This is a genomic window from Pseudomonas sp. CH61 (genome assembly GCF_059429415.1).
This window is the reverse complement of record NZ_CM182098.1, coordinates 2,383,547-2,399,077: the sequence shown is the minus strand read 5'-3', so window position 1 is coordinate 2,399,077 and position 15,531 is coordinate 2,383,547. Positions and strand designations below refer to the sequence as shown.

Genomic DNA, 15,531 nt, shown 5'->3' with positions numbered 1-15,531 from the left:
ATCCTCTGCGATACAGACTTCTTCCACCAAAGCGATATCTCCCGGTGCCGCCTCCCGAGAGTTAATCCAATCAGTTAAAACTACTTTTGCTTGATCAGCGCTGATTAGTTTTATGAGATCGCCTTTACAAAGTGCCATGTCCTTTCGCCTGGATTCTTACTGATAACAAGTACATGAGCCTATCGGTTTTTTAAGACAAGGTCTTTTTTCGGTCCGAAGGCTTCCTTTGGGTTATGTCCGCTTCTGGCCGGCATTAGACGTTCGCCAATAGCGGTCTACTGCCCATCGCAGCCTTTCACAAGCTGCAAGGCGCGATCAAAGTCGAACAGTTCCACCTGCGCCGCGACGAGTGTCAGACGGGCTGTCAACGCTCGATCGAGTGGCCTGTTGCGCAGTGCCGCCAGCACGTCCAAAGCCGCCGTATCACCTTCGTCCAACAGAACAACAAGCCTGTTCAGTTGCTCGCTGATTACCGATTCGTCCAGCAGGTCTCCATCCGTGGAGACCGTTGTGTCCGCCTTAAAGTCGGCCAGAGCCGCGAGGATCGGGCGCAAGCACTGCTCGACCTGCATCGCTAGCGCTTGCACTACCGCAGCCGGCTCGCCGTTCTGGCAGGCCTGTTCCAACAACGCACAAGCCTGCACCACGGCTTTGGCGCCGAGGTTGCCGGCGGTACCGCGCACACTGTGCGCCAGCCGCCCGGCGGCAGCAGGATCCGGATCGATTCGTGCGGCCTGGAATTGCTCGGTAAAGTCTGTCTGAGTATCGCGAAACTTGCAGAGCAGACGTAAGTAGAGATCCCGCCGCCCCATGCAGGTGGCGAGACCCGCCGCCAGGTCAATGCCCTCAAGATGATCTGGCAAGCCATCGGCAAAACCGGCGTTCAGCGGTGTTTGAGCGGCTCTTGGTTTGATCCACTTTGCCATTGTCGCGAACATGGTTTCGACATTCAATGGCTTGGAAATATGGTCGTTCATGCCGCATTCGAGCGCGCGCTCGCGGTCACCGTCCATGGCGTTGGCGGTCATGGCGATCACCGGAAGACTGCTGAAGCGCGGTTGCTGGCGAATGTGCCGGGTGGCCGTGTAGCCATCCATCACCGGCATCTGGCAATCCATCAGCACGCCGTCGAAGTCGCCATCCTCGCCAAGGATATCCAAGGCCTCCTGGCCGTGCGTGGCAAGTCGCAAGCGTATACCTACACTCGCCAGCAGTTCGCTGGCCAGTTCCTGATTCAGCTCGTTATCTTCGACCAGAAGCACCCGGGCTCCATTGAGACTGGCGACGGTACTGGCATTGTGTTGGGAGCGTTCGCCAGCCCGAGTGTCGCTGTGCGTGTCTCTGCCCAGCACGACACCGATGGCTTCGAGCAACGATGACGGGGTGACGGGTTTGGTCAGTACCACCGGCAGCTGGATGCCCTGGCGTTCGGCTTCTTCGCGGGCTTCTTCGCGGCCAAAAGCCGTCACCATGATGACCGATGGCGTGCGCAGCAGACTGGCGGAATGCATTCTGTTCACGGTTTCCATGCCATCCATGCCAGGCATCCGCCAGTCCATCAAGACCAGATCGTAAGGCAGGACCTTGTGCTCGGCGTCGGCCAACATGCGCAGCGCCAGACTACCGCTCTGCGCGACATCCACTTCCAGGCCAAAGCTGCGAGCCATGCCCGAGAGAATTTCACGGGCACTGGTGTTGTCATCCACGACAAGCACGCGCATGCCCAACAGCTCGCCAGCCTTGAACATGCGACGCGGCTGCACGTCTTGCTGCACGCCGAGCTGCACCTGAAAGTGGAACGTGGAGCCGACTCCCGGTTCACTTTCGACCCAGATTCGGCCGGCCATCAGCTCCACCAGTTTCTTGGAAATAGATAATCCCAAACCGGTGCCGCCATACTTGCGGGTGATCGAAGTGTCCGCCTGACTGAACGACTGAAACAGGCGTGAACACTGCTCAACGGTCATGCCGATGCCCGTGTCGCGCACCCAGAAATGCAGCTCCACGCTGTCCGTGTGCGCCTCCACTTGTTCCAGACCGACCACGATCTCGCCGTGCTCGGTGAACTTGGCCGCGTTGTTGCCGAGGTTGATCAGCACCTGCCCCAGCCGCAAGGGATCGCCCAGCAGTGCCGTGGGCAAGTCGGGGGGGATCTGGAACAACAACTCGAGGCCCTTGTCCTCGGTCTTCAGGCCAATCATGGCAGCGAAGCTGTCGAGTACGTCTTCGAGGCGGAACGGCACCTGTTCGAGGTTCATTCTGCCGGCCTCGATCTTTGAGAAGTCGAGGATGTCGTTGATGATCCCCAGCAGGTTCTCCGCCGAGCGGTGGACCTTTTCAATGTAGTTGCGCTGGCGTTTGTCCAGTTCGGTACGCAGTGCCAAGTGGCTCATACCGATGATGGCGTTCATCGGCGTACGGATTTCATGGCTCATGTTGGCGAGGAACTCGCTCTTGGCCTGCGTGGCCTCTTCGGCCGCGGCCCTTGCCTCTGCCAGAGCGGTGACGTCGATGTTGATGCCGGTTGCGCGCAATGGCTTACCGTCAGGCGTGCGCGAGAAGCGGTTCAGCGACCGCAGCGTGCGCACCCGTCCATCGTTTTTGCGGACGATCCGGAAGTCGAACTCGACGCGGTCATTGCCACTCTGGATGGCGCTCTCGAAGGCGCTGCTGACGCGTGCCACGTCCTCGGGATGCATCAGCGCCTGCCAGTGCGCCAACGTGCCACCGAATCCGCCAGGCTCAAGTCCGAACAGGGTTTCGAGCTGAGGCGTCCAATAATTTGTGCCGCTGACCAGATCGACGTCGAACAGCCCGATGTCACCGGCCTCTTGTGCCAGGTTCAGGCGATCGCTGGCGGTTCGCAGCCGGGCTTCCATCGCGCGGCGTTCACTCACGTCGCGCACCGAGGCACACACGCAGACACCACGCCCCTCCAGACGCGGTAGATGAGAAAGGCCGATTTCCACGGAGAACAGACTGCCGTCTTTGCGTACCCCGCTCAGATCGTCAAGATCGCCGCCCATCTGCCGGGTTCCGCCGCTGGCAATGAAGCCATCGCGTAACTTGACATGGCGCTCGCGGGCAGCCTGCGGTACCAGACGTTCGATGCTGGCGCCAATCAGCTCGCCCGGGGCGTAGCCAAACAAGGTGTCCATTTGCGGGTTGGTCATCAGAATACGGCCGTCGGCCCCCAGCACCAGCATGCCGTCCGGTGCGGCCTCGATGATGCCGCGGTACCAGGCCTCGGTGGCGCGCAGTGCGGCCTGCTGGGCCTCCAGCTCTCTGGCCTGGTGTTCTAGCTGCAAGGTTTGCGCGCCCATTTCGTCAGCCTGGCGTCGAGTTTCCTGCAGCAGCGCCTGGGCTGCCTCGCTGCGTTCCATAATGGCCATCGCACCGGCCAGCCTGGGCAGGACTTCTTGCAAGAGCAACACCTCGTTCTCCTCCAGCGAGCGAAAGCCTGCCATTTCCACAACCCCGAGCAGGCGCTCGCCACGCAGCACCGGCTGCACCATCAGGTGGCTGGCGGCAGCTGCGCCCAACTGCGCGCGCACATGCCAGAACGATTCGGGCAGATCCTCAAGCTGACGGGGCTGGCGATCCAGTGCGCACTGGCCAAGCAATCCCTCACCGAGTTCAAGCTCGGCGGGCAACGGGTGCTCACTGTCCACCGCATAACCGCCGACCAGTCGCAGGCGTGATGCGCCTTCATAGAGCACGTAAAGCGCCCCCTGGCACATGCCCAAACGGGGCGCGATGCGGCTGAAAAAAGCCTGAGCCAATTGTTGCGGCGTCTCGGCCTGTTGCAGATCGACTTGCAGGAGCGAGGCATGAGCTTTCACCCAACGCTGGCGTTCAAGTTGACAAGCCTCCACCTGCAGCGTGGCAATGGCGCGCGCCAGATCACCGGTTTCATTGCGCAGGTCGGTGTGCGGGATCTGGCCGTCCAGCTTGCCCGACGCCAACTCATCCACGGCCACGCGTACGCGATTCAACGGCACGCGAATGGAATAACTGACCAGCCAGGTCAACAGCAAGGCCAGCGTCGAACCGCCCAACAGCAAGATGTACGTGATCGCAGTACTACGCTCTGCGTATTCAGCCAGGTTCTTCGCTGTATCGTGGATGTCGGTTTCCTTGTTTTTCTCGATCTGGTTGAGCAGCCCGTCGCCGCCCTGCTCCAACGCAAGAAAGTCCTTACTGTTGAGCAACATCAAGGCCTGCCCCAAGGAACCTTTGCCGGCGAACTCCAACGCTTCATCGCCATCTTTTTGCAGACGCTGCAATACCCGTTCGAATTCCAGCAGGCTGCTGATGCTGCTCTGTCGGCGCAGTGTTGGACGGACCTGCTCCAGCGCTTCATGGAGTCGCGCCTGGGCGACATCCATCTGGGCTCTGGCGCTGATACGGATGTCCGCGTTGTTGGTAGCGATTGCGCGTTGCATGGCGAGCAACAGATGCGGCAACTGCACCCGAACTTCCTGCACATGCTGGATACCCACCAGATCCTGCTGGTACAACTGCTGCATTTCATTTCTGAGCGAATACTGGGTGCGCAGGCTTTGCACGCCCAGTATCAGGATCAATATCAGCAGCGCGGCGAAGCCGATGATCAATTTACTGCGCAGGGACAGGCGCTCGAGCATCTCGAACAGTCTGTTCATAAACGGCCTCTTTCAACTGGATGTGCAAACGGATTCGCGAGGTTCAGGGACGGTCGGCAATCTGCTCAAGCAGAGCTACCTGCCTGGCCATGTCCTGGTCACTGTCGGCGAAGCGCTCGGCAATTTCGCGAAACTGCTCGGCATTGGCCAGAAACGCGTCACAGATGTCCGGATCAAAATGCGAGCCGCGGCCTTCGCGGATGATTTTCACCGCCTGCTCGTGGGGCATGCCGGGCTTGTACACGCGGCGACTGATCAGCGCATCGTAGACATCCGCCACAGCCATCAATCGGGCGCTGATCGGGATGTCATCGGTGGCCACGCCTTGTGGATAGCCACTGCCATCCCATTTTTCTTGATGGCCGTAGGCAATTTCTTTGGCCAGATGAAGGAAGTCGACGTTTATTCCCAACTGATCCTCGGCGTGCTGGATGGCGTCGCGCCCCAAGGTGGTGTGGGTCTTCATGATCTCGAACTCTTCGGCGGTGAGCCGTCCCGGTTTGAGCAGGATGCAATCAGGAATGCCAATCTTGCCGATATCGTGCAGCGGCGCCGATTTGAAGAGCAGCTTGATCGTGTCCTCGTCGAGGAAGTCCCGGAAGCGCGGGTGATTGCGCAACAGTTCAGCCAGGCGCTTGATGTAGTGCTGGGTGCGACGAATGTGGTTGCCGGTTTCGTTGTCACGGGTTTCGGCCAGCGAAGCCATGGCGTGGATCGTGACATCCTGGATGGCGATCACCTCGCGGGTACGCCGCTGCACTTCCTGCTCCAGAAAGTCGTTCTGATTGCGCAGGAAATCGGCAACGGCCTTGAGCTTGATCTGAGTCTCGACCCTGGCCATGAGCACCGGCGGGATGATCGGCTTGGTGATGTAATCCGCAGCACCGAGGCTCAAGCCGCGAATCTCGTCCTCCGTAGCGGTCATCGAGGTCAGGAAAATGATCGGAATATGGCGAATGCGAGCGTCAAGTTTGAGCTGCTCGGCAACCTCATAACCGGACAGGCCGGGCATCATGATGTCCAGCAGGATCAGGTCGGGAAGCGGGTCGGCCTGTAGAAGGCGCAGGGCCTTTTCGCCGCTGTTGGCGGCCTTGACCCGATATTTGTCCTTGAGCAACTCGGCGATCAGCATCAGGTTATCGGGGGTATCGTCGACTACCAGAACGGTAGCTGATGGGTAAACGCCGTGAGTGCTATCCATGGTTGTTGGCTCCCTTGCCAGACAATTAAGGAGTCGGCGTACTTGCACCAATCTCTTGCTGGCAAGCGTAGCTAGAAAAGCTGCAATCGCTAGGTGGAAATTGGTCGATAGCGACCCCTCTCGACGCTGGCGTCGACAATCACGTTGCGGCGGCGCCTGTCTCGCGTTTCAGACGCTCGAGGTCCCTATTGACCAGTAACTTATGGACCAAGCCCACCGGCAACATGTAGAGGCGCCCAAAGACGTTATGCGTTACGACAGACGATGTGATCGTGAACACCCGATCTGTTATCGAAAGACAAATCATGACATCCAGGTGCCGGTCTCTCACACTCAGAACGAGCAAGTCGGGGGCGCTATGCTCCACCAGAAAAAAATCCAGCTTTTCGCCAGCCTGTACGGTTTCTCGCCTGGCACCGGAGAACCCGCCGATGCGCTCCACACCGAATAACGAAGAAATCGCATCCCTCGTTCGAAACGCCAGCCGCATGCACCGTCCCGGCTTGGCCCGCATGAAGTTCCAGGCATCAAGAGTGGTGATTTCAACAGGCACCAGCACCGATCTGCTGTGATAGTAATCAAGATCGGGCAATGCACTCAGGGTGTGAGCAGGTGATGGGGTGGTCATACGTGATTCCTTTCAGTGATCCGCCTGCCCTTGCCGTACTGCCGGAGACCGGCACTTCGAGTTTCGGCAGAGAGCCGATGGAATAATTGCACGGGTTACATCCTTCTTCTCACAGGCACTCTGCAAGCTCGCGTGAATTCATTACATTCAAGAAATTGCCCTCGCCCTCACAAATACCAGCGATATTCTCGCGCAGTGATTTCCTGCATAAACGCCAAATGATCCTGGCGTTTATTCTCGCAATACACATCGACAAACTCCGCGCCCAGCCCCTCACGCAACTGCGGCTGATGCTGCATCGCACGCACAGCCTCGAACATATCCTTGGGAAAATCGATCCCGCTGCTGCGATCTTCATTCAGCGGCGCAATGGGTTCTTTGCCCGACTCCAGCCCGTGTTCAAGCCCCACCAGAATCGCCGCCAGCACCAGATACGGATTGGCGTCCGCGCCCGCCAAGCGATGTTCAACCCGCAGGTTCTTCACGTCCGACTCTGGAATCCGCAGACACGCATCGCGATCCTCAAAGCCCCAACTGGCTTTGGTCGCGGTGTTCACCGTACCGCCCAAGCGACGCATCGAGTTCTGGTTCGGGGCGAAGATCGGCATGCTGTGCGGCAGCAATTCCAGGCACCCGGCGACTGCATGGCGCAACGACTGCTGATCATTGGCGGCCAACAGATTATTTCCCTCAGCGTCATATAGGCTGACATGCACATGCATGCCACTGCCCGGATGCTGCAAGTACGGCTTGGCCATGAAACTGGCGCGGTAGCCGTGTTTAAGCGCAACGCCGCGCGTGCTGCGGCAGAACAACGCCGCCCAATCCGCCGCACGCAAACCGTCGTCGAGATGGCCGAAGTTGATTTCAAACTGACCGGGGCCGAGTTCTGCGGTGATCACCGTGGCGTCGATACCTTGCGCCCGGGTGGCTTCGACCATGTCATCCAGCACCGGCGCGAAACGTGAGAGCCGTTCGATGTGCAAGTTCGGTTGATCATCAGCATCGTCGGTCAGATCGTCGCGGGCAAATTGCGGCAGGCCGTCGCGCAGTTTTTTGTCGAACAGATAAAACTCCAGTTCGAACGCCACCACCGGGTGAATGCCTTTGCGCGCCAGGCGTTTGAGCACCTGCGCGAGGACTTCACGGGGTTCGAATTCGATCGGTTTTTCGGTGCCGTCCGAAGTGATCAGCATCTGCCCCAGCGGCTGCGCCTCCCAGGTCACCGGCTTCAGCGTGCCCGGCACCAGACGGCGCACGGCATCCGGGTCGCCGTCGTTGAAGCAGTAATCGCCGATCGGAAACAAACCACCCTGCACGCCCAGTAATACGCAGTTTTGCGGCAGCTTTAGTACGCTGCCGGCGGCGACTTTTTCGAGCATGTCGATTGGATAGCGCTTGCCATAGAAGTGCCCGGGAATGTCCAGGCAAATCAGGTCGACATAACGCACCTCGGGGTAGCGTTGGCGAAAGGCACGCACTTCGGCGAGCAGGTCAGCGCAGACAGCGTCCATCGTGTTCATCCTTTGTTGTGATCAGGTGTAGACCCAGAGCACGCGGGTCAGCTGCTCGGTGAGGTTGCCGTAGCGGCAGCGGGTATGACTGTCGAATTGAAAGCTGTCGCCGGCCTTCAACGTCGTCGGTTCTTCGTCGTCGCCCAGCCAAAGCGTCAATTCGCCTTCGAGGACGTAACCGCCCTGCTCCGAGCTGTCGGTCAGATGGCGGTCGCCGCTGCTCGCACCGGCCTCGAGATGACTTTCGAGCATGGAGAACGAGGCGCGGATCTGCGGCGACACCAGAATGTCGGTGATGCCGTTGGCGAAATACAACGTGCGGCGCTCGTCCGGACGGGTCACCCAAGGCAATTCCTTGGGCTTGGGCAAACTGTAGAAATAGGTGGTCGGCACGCCGAAGGTTTCGCTGATCGCGGTCAGGTCCGCCACGGTCGGCCGTGACAAGCCGCGCTCGACCTGCGAGAGAAAACCCACCGAACGGCCGATCTTGTCGGCCAGTTCCTTCAGGGTCCATTTCTTGTGCTTGCGCAGGTCATGGATAAGGATCGCCAGTGCGGCGATTTCTTCTTGCTTGTTCATCGTCAAAATCTCATCAAATACTGTCGCGCAGTCGATACCAGGCCTTGCCAATGGCCTCCAGCGGTGCCGCGAAATGTTTGCCGCCGGGGAAACGGCCATTGCTCAAGCCCTGATACAACGCCAGCTCATCCGCGTCGCCAAGAATCGCATCGGACACCGCGCGCGCGGCAGCCAATGTCGGCAGAACGCCGTGGCCCGAATAGCCTTGCAGCCAATAACGATTACCCGCGCCGCCAACGTCGGGCGTGCGGTTGATCGTCAGGTCGATATGCCCGCCCCAGGCAAACTCGATGCCGACGCCTTTGAGCTGCGGGAACACCCGCTCGAGAAACGGCCGGGTCGCTGCTGCAATGTCCTTGGGCATGCCGCCCAGATAGGTGCAGCCGCCACCGAACAATAAACGGTTGTCCGGCGTGCGCCTGAAGTAATCGAGGACGAACTGGTTGTCGGTCACGCAGACATTGCGCGGCAACAGCGCAGTGGCCTGCTCGGACGTCAGCGCTGCGGTGGCGACCTGGTAAGTGCCCACCGGCAGAATGCAGCTGGACAACTGCGGGTCGAGTTCATCGAGATAAGCGTTGCACGCCAGCACCAGCACATCGGCGCGCACTGAACCGCGCTCGGTGTTGACCCGGAAACCACCGCCCTGCTCCTGATAACTCAACGCCTTGCTTTGCTCGTGGATACGCCCGCCGGCTCGCTCGATGGCATCCGCCAGGCCCAGGGCCAGTTTCAGTGGATTGAGGTGCGCGCCCTCGGGGTCGTAAAGCCCAGCCTGATAGCGCTCGGTGGCCACCCATTCCGGCAGTTGTTCACGCGGAATGAACTGCAACCCATCGTGGCCCCACTTGTGGCTGGCCTCGTGTTGCCATTCCCTGAGCAGACTGACCCGGCGTGGCATTACCGATGTCCACAGGTGCCCGGGGCGATAATCGATGTCGAAGCCGTGACGACCCGGCAATTCACGCAATTCCCGAGCAGCCCAGCGCATACCGTCCCACAAGCGTTTCGCCCGCTCATGACCGAGTGCAGCTTCCAGCGGTGGCATGTCGCACGACCAGCCGAGAATCGCCTGCCCGCCATTACGCCCCGAGGCCGCCCACGCCACGCGACTGGCCTCCAGCACGATCACGCGTTTACCCGCCAAGGCCAGACGCAACGCCGTGTGCAGACCACTGAAACCGGCGCCGACAATCACCACGTCGGCGTCAACTTCACCTTCCAGAGCCGACCGATCACGCAGAAGATCGGCGCAACTGTGGGCGTAATAGCTGTCGACGTGTTGGCTGGATTGCAGGAACATTCGCGACCTCATGAAATTATCTTTTTATAATTTCATGAAAATCTACAGAATATATTTCACGCCGGCAAGCCAAGGTGCTCAGTCACGCAGCCAAGGCAGGTCTGCGCGCTGATAACGGTGAGCACGGAATATCGCGTTGTTTTCCCCCGGCAAATAACGTCGCGAGGCCGCATCGGGGTACGTGGCGAAGTGCGGATTGACGTACTCCCAGACCACTTCGCCAGTCGGAGTGACTTCGAACAAACGGCCGAAGTTGGCCTCGGTGATCAGCGTATTGCCGTTGTGCAAACGCTGCGCGCCGCCCATGAACGGGGTGAAAAACGCATACCCCGGGGTGTCCGCGTATTGCCATTCGATGTGTTGCGTCGACGGGTTGATTTCGAGAATGCGCGAGTGCGGCATGCTCACGTGCGGGCGGAAGATGCCGTTGTCGAACACCAGCACGTTGCCGTTTTCCAGCTCACTCGGGCAGTGCTGCTGCGCGACCAGATCGTGACCCAATCGCCACAGCACTTCACCACTGCCACGCTGCACGGCAATCACCGAAGAAACACTGCGCAGGCTGAGGATCACTTTACCGTCGCGACCCGGCGTGACCGCGTTGGTCATTGGCCAGTGATGGCGTTCGAAGCATTCGTGCAGCGGATAGTCTTCAGGTCGCAGATGTTCCCAACTGCGCCATTCCCAAACCACATTGCCCTGACGATCGACTTCCTTGACCACGTCGGCATAAATCACCCCGCCCGGCGCCTCGCTGCCGGGAATACCGCCCACCACACGCTGGGCCAAATCGGCACTCAACGGCTCGGCGGTGGTGTAAAGCAGGTTACCGTTGTCCAGCCATTGCGCGTCGTGGTGGTGAAGCAGATCGGTGTGCTCCCAGACCACTTCGCCTTGCGGCGTCACTTCGCTGAACGCGCCGCCATGCCACACCGACCAGCCCGGAAAAAGATCCGGTGAATCCGGATGGTTGCCGTTGTAGCCAAGGTTGCCGTTGCGCAGGATCACCGCGTCGCGGCCGGGGCGCTGGGGTAGTTTCCAGCGGTGGACGACCTCGCCATCGAGATCGATCAGGAACACATTGCCATCTGCTGTTTGTGGCGCGAACAGGGTGTAGCCGCCAGCGCTGCGGGCATGATCGACAGCGATCAGGCCGGTTTTGCGGCGCTTGAGTGTGGTGGTTTCAAGGTTTGGCATGGCTTTTCTCCGGGCGAATGAGCCCCCGCCGCGAGCAACGCGGCAAGGTGAACTGAAGGGTTATGGGTGGCTTGGCAGTAAAGGGTTGAAGCGATCATCGAAGATCTGACCGACCTGCAGTGGTCGCGGAATCAGACGTTCGCTGGCAAACAGGTCGGCCAGATGCTGTTGCGAGGCGATGACCGAGGATTCGATCGGCACATAGCGAAGAGCTTGATGCGCGAGCATTTCTTGCACCAGCGCCACGGGGAGTCGGGTGGTTTGCGCGAAAACTTCGGCCCATTCTTCAGGGTGTGCCGTGGCCCAGGCTTGGGCGCGGGCCAGCCTGGCGAGCAGATCGCCCAACGGCCCTGCCCGCTGCGGATCATTCAGTGCCTGCAGACTGGCGACGGTAAAATTCAGCCCGGTTTCCGGCCAGGCGCTGCCATCGACCAGAACCCGTGCACCGCGCGATGTGGCTTGGCCGACGAAGGGGTACCACACCGCCCAGGCATCGAGCTTGCCGCTGGCAAACGCATTCTGTGCGTCCACCGGACTGACGTAAGCGATGTTCACATCCCGAGGCGTGAGGCCTGCTTTATGTAGCGCGGCCAACAACAAATAATGCCCGCTGCTGCCCTTGGCCACGGCCACCCGCTGACCTTTCAGATCGGCGACCTGCTGAACGCTGGAGCCTGCGGGAACCAGCAGCGCATTGTTGTTTTGTGCACCGCTCGCGACGCCGATGATGCGGATGTCGAAGCCGCCGGCCTGCGCGAACACCGGCGGTGCGTTGCCGACGACACCGGCATCGATCGCCCCGGCGCTCAAGGCTTCGAGCATCGTGGTCCCGGCCAGAAACGGGTGCCAGGACAGCGCATAGGCAAGGTGTTGATCTTCGCCGGCGGCATGCAGCAATGCCTGGGTCAAACCGCTTTGATCGCCCAGTTTCAACGGCTCGGCAGTGGCCGACAGCGGCTGGCTGAGCAGCAACGCAACGCCGCACAGCAGCGCTTTTACAGGGTGTGCCAGCAGACGCTTGGCAGCAGGAAGTTTTACCGGCATTGTCGTGCGCTCATTTGTGCATTGATTTCAGTATGTCGAGGCCCGCCGTGTCGCTCCATGCCAAACACCCCTCCTTTGCTGCCATCACGGACGCCGCACCGCTGCCTGCTCGCACTGTCGTGGTGTTGGCGTTCGATGACTTGCTGCTGCTCAATGCGGCCGGCCCGCTTGAGGTGTTTGCAGCCATACCGCGCGTGTTGGCTGTGCCCTACAGCGCAAGTCCGCCGTACCGCTTGCTGGTGGCATCGCCGCGCGGCGGTCAGGTGATGTCCATTTCCGGCATCAGCGTGACCACCTGTTCGCTGGACCAGATCGATGCCATGGCCCCGGTGATCGACACGCTGATCGTCGCCGGTGGGCCGGGCATGGCCGCGCTTGAAGCTGACGAAGCCGCGCGCGCTTGGCTACGCCGCCGCTCGGTTGACATCCGTCGGCTGTGCTCGATCGGTACGGGGTCGTTTGCCTTGGCCGCAGCGGGCCTGCTCGATGGTCGCGAAGTGGTGACACACTGGAAATTCGCTGCCGAACTGCAGGCGCGCTACCCAGCGGTACGCTGCCAGACCGATGCGCTGTATCTGCACGATGGCAACCTCTGGACCTGCGGCGGCGCCACTGCCGGTATCGATCTGGCCCTTGGTCTGGTTGAACAAGACCTCGGTGCCGACGCGGCGTTGGCCCTGGCGCGGTACTTCACGGTGTTCATGTGGCGTGATGCCGAACAGCCGCAGCTCAGTGCCTCGCTCAATGCTCAATCCAAGGCCCTGCGCACCGACCCGGACGCGCGTCTGGCGCGGCTGCACGCCTGGATTGCGGCGAACCTGAACGGAGACTTGCGCGTCGAGCGGCTGGCCGAACAATTCGGCATGAGTCCGCGCCATTTTGCCCGTGCCTATGTCGCCGCCACCGGAGAAACCCCGGCGCAAGCGGTGGAGAACCTGCGTCTGGAGACGGCGACTCGACTACTCAAGACCACCCGCGAGCCGATCAAGCGCATTGCCGAAACGGCGGGATTTGGCCGCGAGGAACGTATGCGCCGGGCCTTCCAGAAGCATTTGGGCATCAGTCCCCACGGCTATCGCAGTGAAATGAAAGCCGCTGCGACGGGAGCGGCGCAGCCGTTGGGCATTGCACTCGCCGGGCTGGCCCAATGACTCGCTGCGTGGATCAATGCTGCAGCGCATAGCGCCGGCAATGTTCCAGATAGACGCCTACGCCGCTCGAATGCTTCAAAGTGTTCCAGCGAACTTCGTACAAGCTGTCCGCCCTAGAGTGGCAGTTCGACTCGCGCCAACAACCCTCCAGCGTGGCGGTTGCTCAACGTCAACTCGCCACCCTGCTCGCGCGCAATCGCCCGTGCCGCCGACAGCCCGAGGCCCACACCGCCGGTGTCACGATTGCGCGAAGCCTCCAGACGAAAGAACGGATCGAACACCTGCTCCAGCGCTGCCTCGGGAATCCCTGGGCCTTCGTCGCTGACCTCGATGCGAATCGAATACTCGTCACGCGTCAACGCAATGGCCGGACGCTGCGCATACTTCAGCGCATTTTCCAGCAGATTGACGATCACCCGCTTGATCCCCAGCGGCCGGCCTTCGTACACCAGATGCGCCGGGCCATCGAAATCGACATTGATCTGCTGATCGCGGTAATCGTCGACGATGGTTTGCAGCAGCTCCGACAGATCGAACGCGGTGGTTTGCTCGCGGTGGGTGTCTTCGCGGAAGAACGCCAACGCAGCGTTGATCATCGACTGCATCTCTTCAACGTCGCGAATCAGTTTGCCCTGATGATCGAGGTCTTCCATGAACTCACTGCGCAAACGCATGCGTGTCAGCGGTGCACGCAGGTCGTGGGAAATTGACGCGAGCATGTGCGTGCGCTCGGCGATGAAATGCTGAATCTGCGCTTGCATGGTGTTGAAGGCGATGATCGCCTGGCGAATTTCGTCAGGGCCTTCGAGCTTGATCGGCGGTGCGCGAAGGTCGGTGCCGAAACGTCTGGCGGCCCGCGTGAAACGCTGCAAGGGGTTGGCCAGTTGCCGGGTGGCGACCCAGGCGACGAGCAATGTGGCAATCAGTCCCAAGGCGATGACGATCGCGATACGCACGCCAAATTCCAGACCCCAACTGCGCTCCGGCGGGATAAATGACAGCCAGCTGCCATCGACCAATTGCACGACGGCGGCGTAATGCGCCTGGGGACTGCCGCTCGGCCAGTCGCCTGGGCTGAACACCTCGATTTTTCGATCTTTGCCCAACAGTTGCTGGAGCACCGGCACCCTGCTCGCTGGCAGGCGAAGGCCGTCATTGGGTAGATCGAAATCCGCGCGCTGCGCTTGCCACGACACCTGCAGCATTGCGCTGCTCGCCGCCGCGGCCAGTTGCGGGCGCAGGTTGGCCGGGGCTGCTTCGATCACCCGCGAGGTCGCGGCAATCTGCTCCAGCAGGCCGGTGCGTTCAATCGGTGGTCGCGCCCAGATGCCGGCGACTTGCACGAACAGCGCATTCAACGCCAGCGAAGCGAGCATCGCCGCCACGATGGTCAGGGCGATGTGTCGGCGCAGGGTGTCGCCGCGCCACAGCCGGCGAATCACGAGCGAGTGACCTTGGCGGTGAACAGATAGCCGCCGTTGCGCACCGTACGAATCAGGTCCGGGCGCTTGCTGTCCGGTTCGATCTTGCGCCGCAGGCGACTGACCTGCACATCGATGCTGCGATCGAAGGCGTCATGCCCGTGGCCGTGGGTCAGATCGATCAATTGTTCGCGAGTGAGGATGCGCTGCGGGTGATCGAGGAACACCACGAGCAAATCGAACTCGCCACCGGACAGCGGAATCATCACGTTTTCCGGTGAGCGCAGTTCGCGACAGGTGATGTCCAGATGCCAACCGGCGAAGGCAATCACCGGGCGTGACGGCTCGACCGGATTGCGCTGTTCACCGGCACGGCGCTGCAAGGCACGCACCCGAGCGAGCAGTTCCTGCGGGGCAAAAGGTTTGGTCAGGTAATCGTCGGCACCCAGTTCCAGCCCGACAATGCGATCGCTCAACTCGGCCATGGCGGTGAGCATGATGATTGGAATGCCCAATTGCGCGCGCACCTTCTGACACAGGCTCAGGCCGCTTTCGCCGGGCATCATCAGATCAAGAATGATCGTGTCCGGACGGTTCTGCGCGATCGCCGCCCACATGGCTTCGCCGTGCGGCGCCACGTCGACTTCATAGGCGTGCTGCACGAAGAACTTCTTCAGCAGCGCGAGGATTTCCACGTCGTCGTCGACGAACAGCAGTCTGCTCACAGTCACAGGATCCATGCACCAAAAAAAGCCAATCTAAAGCCATTTTGCCGCCCGGGTCATTTATTTCAATCGAGCAACATTTCTACGCGCCAGACATCAAGCGG

Annotated in this window: 11 protein-coding genes; 1 reads left to right on the top strand and 10 read right to left on the bottom strand. The window is 60.6% G+C overall.

All coding sequences use genetic code 11. The features are described 5' to 3' along the window. Positions 1-275: 275 nt before the first annotated feature. The 8 genes from AC5SEM_RS10705 to AC5SEM_RS10670 all read right to left on the bottom strand — a co-directional run bounded on the left by AC5SEM_RS10705 (position 276) and on the right by AC5SEM_RS10670 (position 12,130). Positions 276-4,664, bottom strand: coding sequence for a response regulator (locus AC5SEM_RS10705; RefSeq protein ID WP_495472915.1), 4,389 nt, complete (start codon positions 4,662-4,664; stop codon positions 276-278). 43 nt (positions 4,665-4,707) lie between these two features. Then, positions 4,708-5,865 carry a response regulator gene (locus AC5SEM_RS10700; protein WP_495472914.1) on the bottom strand — a complete coding sequence of 386 codons (1,158 nt, stop codon included), beginning with the start codon at positions 5,863-5,865 and terminating at the stop codon, positions 4,708-4,710. A gap of 139 nt (positions 5,866-6,004) precedes the next feature. Continuing rightward, on the bottom strand, positions 6,005-6,493 hold the full coding sequence (locus AC5SEM_RS10695) for a DUF2867 domain-containing protein (protein WP_495472913.1): 489 nt from the start codon (positions 6,491-6,493) through the stop codon (positions 6,005-6,007). Between the two features lie 167 nt (positions 6,494-6,660). Continuing rightward, positions 6,661-8,007 (bottom strand): glutamine synthetase family protein, encoded by a 1,347-nt coding sequence (locus AC5SEM_RS10690; RefSeq protein WP_495472912.1) that lies wholly within the window; start codon positions 8,005-8,007, stop codon positions 6,661-6,663. Positions 8,008-8,028: 21 nt separating this feature from the next. Further along, complete coding sequence (locus tag AC5SEM_RS10685) at positions 8,029-8,586, bottom strand: helix-turn-helix domain-containing protein (protein WP_212622113.1); 558 nt, start codon at positions 8,584-8,586, stop codon at positions 8,029-8,031. Between the two features lie 13 nt (positions 8,587-8,599). Further along, positions 8,600-9,889, bottom strand: a complete 1,290-nt coding sequence (locus AC5SEM_RS10680; RefSeq protein WP_495472911.1) for an NAD(P)/FAD-dependent oxidoreductase — start codon at positions 9,887-9,889, stop codon at positions 8,600-8,602. 78 nt (positions 9,890-9,967) lie between these two features. Beyond that, entirely contained in the window at positions 9,968-11,086 is a 1,119-nt protein-coding gene (locus AC5SEM_RS10675) for an aryl-sulfate sulfotransferase (RefSeq protein ID WP_495472910.1), read from the bottom strand. A 60-nt stretch (positions 11,087-11,146) separates the two neighbouring features. Beyond that, positions 11,147-12,130 (bottom strand): ABC transporter substrate-binding protein, encoded by a 984-nt coding sequence (locus AC5SEM_RS10670; RefSeq protein ID WP_495472909.1) that lies wholly within the window; start codon positions 12,128-12,130, stop codon positions 11,147-11,149. A gap of 47 nt (positions 12,131-12,177) precedes the next feature. On the opposite strand from AC5SEM_RS10670, the gene AC5SEM_RS10665 reads away from it, so the two are divergent. Then, complete coding sequence (locus AC5SEM_RS10665) at positions 12,178-13,281, top strand: GlxA family transcriptional regulator (RefSeq protein ID WP_495472908.1); 1,104 nt, start codon at positions 12,178-12,180, stop codon at positions 13,279-13,281. 113 nt (positions 13,282-13,394) lie between these two features. On the opposite strand, the gene AC5SEM_RS10660 is transcribed toward AC5SEM_RS10665, so the two are convergent. Beyond that, on the bottom strand, positions 13,395-14,723 hold the full coding sequence (locus AC5SEM_RS10660; protein ID WP_495472907.1) for an ATP-binding protein: 1,329 nt from the start codon (positions 14,721-14,723) through the stop codon (positions 13,395-13,397). Next, on the bottom strand, positions 14,720-15,442 hold the full coding sequence (locus AC5SEM_RS10655; protein ID WP_116030254.1) for a response regulator: 723 nt from the start codon (positions 15,440-15,442) through the stop codon (positions 14,720-14,722). Before AC5SEM_RS10655 ends, AC5SEM_RS10660 begins: the two co-directional genes overlap by 4 nt. Between the last annotated feature and the right edge of the window lie 89 nt (positions 15,443-15,531).